This is a genomic window from Candidatus Magnetominusculus dajiuhuensis (assembly GCF_046044395.1).
Classification (GTDB): Bacteria; Nitrospirota; Thermodesulfovibrionia; order Thermodesulfovibrionales; family Magnetobacteriaceae; genus Magnetominusculus; species Magnetominusculus dajiuhuensis.
Genome location: NZ_JBJUSG010000150.1, coordinates 593 through 7,718, shown reverse-complemented (window position 1 = coordinate 7,718; position 7,126 = coordinate 593). Strand labels below are relative to the sequence as shown.

Annotated in this window: 12 protein-coding genes; 6 read left to right on the top strand and 6 right to left on the bottom strand. The window is 47.2% G+C overall.

The window, feature by feature from the left end:
- Together AB7D94_RS15325 and AB7D94_RS15320 are read left to right on the top strand one after the other, a co-directional pair.
- A partial coding sequence (locus AB7D94_RS15325) for a peptide chain release factor-like protein (RefSeq protein WP_420266856.1) occupies positions 1-409 on the top strand: 409 nt, incomplete at its 5' end.
- A gap of 29 nt (positions 410-438) precedes the next feature.
- Entirely contained in the window at positions 439-1,101 is a 663-nt protein-coding gene (locus AB7D94_RS15320) for an L-threonylcarbamoyladenylate synthase (RefSeq protein WP_420266855.1), read from the top strand.
- On the opposite strand, the gene AB7D94_RS15315 is transcribed toward AB7D94_RS15320, so the two are convergent.
- The 5 genes from AB7D94_RS15315 to AB7D94_RS15295 form a co-directional block, all read right to left on the bottom strand.
- Positions 1,049-1,918, bottom strand: coding sequence for a cyclic nucleotide-binding domain-containing protein (locus AB7D94_RS15315; RefSeq protein ID WP_420266854.1), 870 nt, complete (start codon positions 1,916-1,918; stop codon positions 1,049-1,051). The genes AB7D94_RS15320 and AB7D94_RS15315 overlap by 53 nt on opposite strands.
- The gene (locus tag AB7D94_RS15310) at positions 1,911-2,831 is read right to left on the bottom strand and encodes a cation diffusion facilitator family transporter (protein WP_420266853.1); all 921 of its coding nucleotides are present in this window, start codon (positions 2,829-2,831) and stop codon (positions 1,911-1,913) included. The genes AB7D94_RS15315 and AB7D94_RS15310 overlap by 8 nt, the downstream gene beginning before the upstream one ends.
- A 585-nt stretch (positions 2,832-3,416) precedes the next feature.
- Positions 3,417-4,202 (bottom strand): HD domain-containing protein, encoded by a 786-nt coding sequence (locus AB7D94_RS15305; RefSeq protein WP_420266852.1) that lies wholly within the window; start codon positions 4,200-4,202, stop codon positions 3,417-3,419.
- A gap of 30 nt (positions 4,203-4,232) precedes the next feature.
- Positions 4,233-4,760: a cob(I)yrinic acid a,c-diamide adenosyltransferase gene (locus AB7D94_RS15300; RefSeq protein ID WP_420266850.1), complete on the bottom strand. Its 528-nt coding sequence runs from the start codon at positions 4,758-4,760 to the stop codon at positions 4,233-4,235.
- Positions 4,750-5,130, bottom strand: a complete 381-nt coding sequence (locus AB7D94_RS15295) for a cytochrome b family protein (RefSeq protein ID WP_420266849.1) — start codon at positions 5,128-5,130, stop codon at positions 4,750-4,752. Before AB7D94_RS15295 ends, AB7D94_RS15300 begins: the two co-directional genes overlap by 11 nt.
- A gap of 136 nt (positions 5,131-5,266) precedes the next feature.
- On the opposite strand from AB7D94_RS15295, the gene tusB reads away from it, so the two are divergent.
- From tusB to AB7D94_RS15275, 4 genes are all read left to right on the top strand, one after another.
- A complete protein-coding gene (gene tusB, locus AB7D94_RS15290; protein WP_420266848.1) occupies positions 5,267-5,563 on the top strand; it encodes a sulfurtransferase complex subunit TusB in 297 nt (98 codons plus the stop codon).
- A gap of 12 nt (positions 5,564-5,575) precedes the next feature.
- Positions 5,576-5,935, top strand: coding sequence for a DsrE family protein (locus AB7D94_RS15285; protein ID WP_420266847.1), 360 nt, complete (start codon positions 5,576-5,578; stop codon positions 5,933-5,935).
- On the top strand, positions 5,935-6,348 hold the full coding sequence (locus AB7D94_RS15280) for a DsrE family protein (protein ID WP_420266845.1): 414 nt from the start codon (positions 5,935-5,937) through the stop codon (positions 6,346-6,348). The genes AB7D94_RS15285 and AB7D94_RS15280 overlap by 1 nt, the downstream gene beginning before the upstream one ends.
- A gap of 66 nt (positions 6,349-6,414) precedes the next feature.
- Positions 6,415-6,666, top strand: coding sequence for a sulfurtransferase TusA family protein (locus tag AB7D94_RS15275; protein WP_420266844.1), 252 nt, complete (start codon positions 6,415-6,417; stop codon positions 6,664-6,666).
- Positions 6,667-6,754: 88 nt separating this feature from the next.
- On the opposite strand, the gene AB7D94_RS15270 is transcribed toward AB7D94_RS15275, so the two are convergent.
- Positions 6,755-7,126: PhzF family phenazine biosynthesis protein (locus AB7D94_RS15270; RefSeq protein ID WP_420266843.1), on the bottom strand; the 372-nt coding region annotated here is incomplete at its 5' end.

The window sequence follows — 7,126 nt, the reverse complement described above, 5'->3', positions numbered from 1 at the left end:
AAAGAACGCTGCCCCTTTTTTGACAGCATTGTGCCGTTTCCTGACAGCCACATATTCGGCCATCAGGATTGTGCATATCCCTACCGGTGTTACTGTCCAGTGCCAGGACGAACGCTCCCAGCTGAAAAATAAGATTCGGGCAATGAAGGTACTCAGATCAAGACTCTACGACATGGAGATAGAAAAACAGGAGCGGCTGCGCGCAGACTCGAGAAAATCCCAGGTAGGCTCAGGCGACAGGAGCGAGCGCATCAGGACATATAATTTCCCTCAAAACAGGGTCACTGACCACAGGATAGGGCTTACGCTGCACAGGCTCACACAGGTGCTTGAGGGCGATATGGAAGAGATAATCGAGACACTCTCGACACATTTCGAGGCAAAAAAGCTCCAGGACATAGAAGTTTAACCTGTTTGTGCCGCCATAGTTGTTAATATATGCTATTAAGACTATCTGAAACCCCGGAGCAGGTCATATTTGACACCGCCTTAGAATATCTCAATGCTGGTAAGATAATTGCCTATCCTACTGAGACATTCTATGGACTTGGTGTAACCGCAGGCGGTGCCATAAATGGCAGTGACGCGCTCAGGCGGCTCTGGGACTTAAAAAGAAGACCGCCAGATAAACCGTTTCCACTTATAGCGGCTGACATAACTCAGCTCGATGGGCTGGTTGCGGAGATTGAGCCTGAGGAGTTGGCATTAATGGAAAAGTACTGGCCCGGGCCATTGACAATACTCTTTAAGGCAAAGCCAGGGCTGTCGCCGTTTATTGTGAGTGGGCAGGGTAGGGTGGCAGTGCGTGTGCCCGGGCATTCAGCTGCCCTCAGGCTTGTGAAGCATGTCCGGTTTCCCATAACGGCAACCAGCGCCAATATTGCCAATGAGCCGCCAGCCTCTGAGGCTCAAGCAGTCATCGACTACTTCAGCGGCTCAATTGACATGGTAATCGATGGCGGCAAGACCAAAGGCGCCCCGGCATCGACAATCGTAGAGATCTCAGATGGACGCATAAATGTCATCAGACCCGGGGCGGTTGATTTGGTCAATTGGCCTGGCCTTCCGGTGTTTTATATGAATAGAGGGCAAGGTCTCTGATTTTCTTGTCTGCCCTTCGTAGGCGCTCACTAAATATATAGGCAAATTTCTTATATAATTTCAGCGTAATAATGTCGTCGTAGCTGTTCATAATGGCCTTGTCAAGCTCAAAGAGCATAATGTCCTCGTTGGCAACTGCCCGAGCCGAGCGGGTGGAGTCCTCAAGCAGGGCCATCTCGCCAAAGCACTCGCCTCGGTTTAGTTCAGCAAGGCGCTCAATCTTGCCATCCTCCAACTGCTTATAAATAGAGATTGAACCGTCGACGATGACGTAAAAGCGGTCGCCTGAGTCCCCCTCGTCAAATATAAACTCATCTGTCTTATAGCGCCTGAGCTTGCTCATTCTGAGGAGTTTAACAATGTCTTCGTCGGTCATAAAGGAAAAGAAATCAAGTTGTCTTATTTTTGCGTAGGTCTCGGCCACCACCGTGGACTCGCTGCGAGTGGCGTCGGCTATGGACTTTTGGACATCAGTCATTTGAAATGGAAATTTTAGGATAGAGCTTACGCCATCGTTATAGAGCTGTTTTAGTGAACTGGCCTCAAGGTCGTCCTTATAGAGCAGGACAATTCGCTTATTACCAAGGGCAGGGTTAGACCTGATTGCACTTAGAACGTCTATCTTTGAGTTTTCGATGGAGTCGTAGTCTATGATTATTAAATCACATTTTTCGCGAAGTAGGAATTCGACGACATTTTTAGGGTCGTTTACAGTGTTAATGATTGAATAGCCGATGTAGCGCAGCGTCCCTTTGGTTACGTCACGAACCGCGATATCCCGATGAATAACTATCAAAATGCTCAGTTTTTTATCCATGCCTTAATCCTCCGTTGTCCTTGTCCCAGACGCAGTCATTGGGACACATATCTGTCATCAAGCCGCATGGTTCAGGGTGTATTATCACCGTGCAGTTGTTGAGCCGAGAGGCGATTCTCTGCTCTATTATATCCATAGTAGAATGAGTTTTGCTAATGGTTTCATTAGCGCACACGGTGAGGTGCAGGTCAATATGCCGTTGCCGTCCTGCCTTTCTGGTTCGCAGCTCATGGTAGTCTTTAATATTTCTCGATTCCGAGTCGAGAATATTCTTTATATCTTCGACTTCGTCATCTGGAAGTGAGGTATCCAGCAGAGAGCCTATGGATTTCTTTACAATCATAATGCCCTCATAAAAGATTAATATCGAAATAATGACGGCGGCGATGGGGTCAATAATATGGCGTCCCGTGATTGCAACTAAAACTATAGCCGACAATACGGCGGCAGAGCTGTAAATATCTGCCTTGAGGTGCTGGGCGTCTGCCTCCAAAGCCGGGGAGTCAGTTTCTTTTGAGACTTTAAACAGATAGCGGGAAACAAAAAAATTCACTACAACTGACACACCCATGACAGCCATTGCCATAGCGGGCATGGCAAGCTTGACGCCAGTCTTGATTTTATCGAGGGCCTCGCTTACGATAAACACAGCGGCGGCAATTATCAGAATGGCCTCGGCACGAGCGCTCAAATTTTCTATCTTCCCGTGCCCATAGGGGTGACGTGAGTCAGGAGGCAGGCCAGCCTGCCTTATACTGAAAAAAGCCATCACAGCGGCAGCTAGGTCAATAGAGCTGTGAATAGCCTCAGAGATAATACTCACGCTGCCGGTAAGAATTCCAGCCGCTATTTTAAATAGCACAAGGGTTGAGTTAGAAATCACTGATACCAGTGCGGCGTTTTTTTGTTTCACATTGTCCCCCAGGCTCAGGCCATATCACAGGGTAAAGTTGCGTAACTAACCATAGTATATACGTTATAACCGCAAAAATGCAATAAGCCGCCCAAAATGAATATATCCAGATTCAAAGGACATGCAAATAAGGTAGAATTATGAAAAGGAAGTCGTGATGTGCAGTGTCGAAGGTATGCAGTGGCGAAGGTCTATTGATAAGTTCAAAGTACGGGCAGTTCGGTTGGTGACATAAGCAGGCAAGCTGGTTTGGCAGGACAAACGCATTAGCAACTTGCAGCCGTGACTTTCTCTCCTTGATTGCGCTTTTGCGGGAATGACAGAAAAAATATGGGAATGACAGATGAGGCTTGAACAATTGAAAAATTAATAGACCATTTCCTTCTCTTTTTTTGTCATTCCAGCGAAACTGATCTGGGGATTGTGGCACGAACCCCCGCATGTCCATGCCATATATGGCAACAGGACGCAAGGTAAAAAGACCTGGCTTTACGAAAGTGTAAGCAAGGTAATCCACGATTCCAATCCTAACAGCAAAAACTGGTCACAAGAGAAGCAGGTGAATTGGAGTTATGGAAGCATTGTTTAAGCGCCTGCCATCTTGCTGACGTATGTGGCAAGTTCAGCCGTTATTTGTCGAATCTCATCGTTTTGCGGCAAAAACTCGGAGAATCTTGCTATATAGTCCCTGCCGCCTATCAAACTAAAGCTCTTTTCGTAGTTTATGTCGAATATCCAACTCAGCAGGAGTATCTTATAGTCGTTCAGAGATTTCACGTCTTTTAAATTGCCCATTGTATTGTCATAGATACACTTAATCAGCCTGTCTGAATACCCAGCGGTGTCCAGGAAGCCAAGTGTGGCGGCTGATGCCCTCTCTTGCGGCGGAAGCGAAAACAACTCTATAAACACCTCCCAAATGTCGAGCTTGTCGGCGTCACGTATCATTTTAAGAAAAATTACGGTTTCGTCGGTCTGTGAATGAGGTATCTTATAGGCGTTGTGATATTTGACGCACTGGAGTATCAGGTGTTGCTCTTGGGCGGGCAGATTAGTTAAGATCTGTTGACTAAGCAGTGTCTCGGCACCAAGCAGGCCGTGATTAATGGACACGGCGTCTTTGAAGGTCTTGTATTTGGCGTACTGGGGAAACCTCCCCGTGTCGTGAAACAGGGCAATTGCCTCGGCAAGCAGGACTTCGTTGTCACTGCCTAAGTGTGCCTGCGCGATTTCCACCATGTTGGCGCATACCTGTTTCGTGTGCTTTTCCTTTAACGTGATATTTCTCTGGTCTTCGATGTTGTCAACGTGGTAGCTCAGGCAGAAATCCGAAAACCATTTCTTGAAATTGATTATATCCTGTTTTGTCATCTATAACTCCTTAATATGTGTGTCCACCTACTAGTACTCTATACCCTTTCTGGCCATTACCCCCTTGTGGTAATAGTGTTTTATTTCCTTCAATTCAGTCACGAGGTCTGCGGCGGCGACAATATCCGCGTGTGCACCCCTGCCGGTTAAGACTAGTTCGACATTATCAGGCCGGTCTTTGATGAGCTGGATAATTTCCTCTGGCAATATTAGGCCAGCACTAACGGCACCATTTATCTCATCGAGGACAACTATGTCATAGCAACGGCATAGCATCGCCTCTCTGGTGTGATGTAGACCCGCCCGTGCCGCGTCAATATCTTCTTTTGAGGGGGCGCCCCTGACAAATCCCCGACCAAAGCGTCTCAGGCAGAAACGCCCTCCAAAGGACTCAAGCGCCGCAAACTCAGACGACTGCCGCGCCTTTATGAACTGGGCGAAAAACACGCTGCCCCCGGCGCCAAGCACCCGCACTGATAGCCCCACTGCCGCAGTTGTCTTGCCCTTGCCGTCTCCTGTATATACCTGAACCTGGCCTTTAAGCATGTCAATAGTCAAGGGCAGGCAGGATTGTAAATACAATAAAGCACAAGTAAATCAGGCCTATTGCCACTGTTGCTCGTATCCTGCCGCGCCCGCCTGAGTCTATAAATGGAATCATCACAAGGGTAACGATAAAAATAGCTGGAAGGACGACTGCCCCGATGAATGCAAAGTTGCCTTTAAAGTATTTCAATATCTCGAAAAACCAAAGAAAGAACCACTCCGGCTTGGGGCTGAAAGGTGCGGAGAAACTAATCCTGCGCCCCAGCTCCTTAGGGTATGACATTGAAAGGACAAGTGTTGCCATCCCAATGACCAGTGCCACTGCGAGTATCTCGACTAAATAGTCAGGATAAAACTTTTTTTCCACGGTTGCTTCTTTCATTTCAGCCTCCATCTGCTATTCATCTTAAAATATTATAACCTAGTCTTGACAATTTTATCTCAAAATTGTTATAACTCAAAGTTACCATTGGAGCCATGGATATAAACAAAATCAAGTAAACTAAGGGGGTGTATTTATGAAAGTAGGGGTATTTTTAAGTGAGCACACAAAGTCAAACGATACCCTTGACAGACTAAGCGCAGGGTCATTTGATCTGGTACTGGTACAAAACGCTGTGTACTGCTCGGCGCTCAAAGAAAACGGCCAGAAATCGCCGGTTCTCGGTAAAGGACAGAAGGTATATGCATTGTCTGAGGACATAGCAGCGCGCGGAATAGAACCTTCACAGGTCGACTCAAGTGTAACGGTAGTAACTTATGACGGCTTGGTCGATCTCCTGTTTAACGAATTCAGTAAAACAATCTGGCTATAGGAGGCAAAAAAAATGGGTAAATTAACCATCGGATGCTTTTCTTCGCTTGTCGGGTCGATGACGCTGGACTTCGCGGTGAAGCTGGCAGAGGCTGCAAGAAAGAAAGGCCATGACGTTGATATGTGGCTGTCAGGAAACGGCACAATGCTGTCAAAAAAGGGGCAGCGTTCTTTTAAGGACTACTCATCGCTGGAGAAAACCATCACTTCGTTGGTTGAAGGCGGCATGAATGTAACGGCGTGTGAGGCGTGTGCGGAGTCTCGCGGGTATCACAAAGAAGACGTAATCGGCAGCCTTGGCAGAAAGAGCATGGACTGGTACCTTGCCAGCTGTTTCTCCGCAGACAGGGTGCTTCACATAGGAGGTGAGTAATGTCGATAAAGAAAATAGCCTTTATAGTGGATAAAATGCCGTACAAGTCTGAGACATCGCGGCTTGCCTTAACTCATGCGATAGCTAGTCAGACGGTAGAGATTCACCTTGAGGACGGGGAAAATGTCGAGCCGGTGTTGGCGTTTGTCGGTGCAGGGGTGTTGAATTGCATAAGAAATCAGAAGGCCTCAGATGTCTATGGAGTAACGACACTGGAGTCTCACATTAAGAACGCCCTGCTTACGGACATAAAGGTGCTTATCTGCGAAGAAGACGTAAAGAAGTACGGTCTGACTGAGGAGCAGATAATCATGGACGCCGAGGACATAGGCGCAGATATGGCAAGTGAGCTGGTGCCGTTTTCCACGATAATGGGTGAAATGGAATCGGCTGACCATATCATGTTCTTTTAGTGCCATGTTCTTACAGTGCATGTTCTTATTGAAGGATATCTAACAATATAAAACAAGGAGAAAGCGATGGGCGATCTAAGGTCTCAGGAACCGACAGAGGTTCTGGATGTGCTAGGAAGGGTGTGTCCCTATCCACTGGTGTTAACGAAGAAGAAGCTGCAAAAGATGGAAGGCGGCACGATGTTAAAGGTGCTGTGTGACGCGCCTGCCTCAGCCGAGGACTCCATCCCTAAATATGCGCAAAAAGAGGGCTTTGGTTTTGATTCAGTCAAGGTTGAAGACAAGGGGCACTGGGAGCTGTACATTAAAAAGAGCTAATGCCCTGATATACTCTTAATAAAAAAGCGGGAAAGTGCACAATGCCTTCCCGTTTTTTTTATTTCCGGACAAATCCTTCTTATCTCATTCACAGGCCGGTTGGATAATATGACCCTATATCAATTTCCGCTTCCATGAAGGTAACTGCAGTTCCCTCTAAAATGACCCGGTCACCATCAACAGTGCATACAATCTCACCGCCGCGTCTCGATGCCTGGAATGCCTTCAGCATAGTTTTCCCAAGCCTTGACGCCCAATAAGGAGCAAGTTCGCAGTGTGACGAGCCAGTTACAGGGTCCTCAGGGATGCCGAGCTTTGGGGCAAAGAAACGGCTGATAAAATCAACGTTCAATCCCTGTGCGGTTATACAGACTCCACGCAGGTCTAATTCTCTCAGCGTGGCGATATCAGGTGATAACGCACGGACATCCAGTTCTTTCTCGAATACGGCAATGTAGTC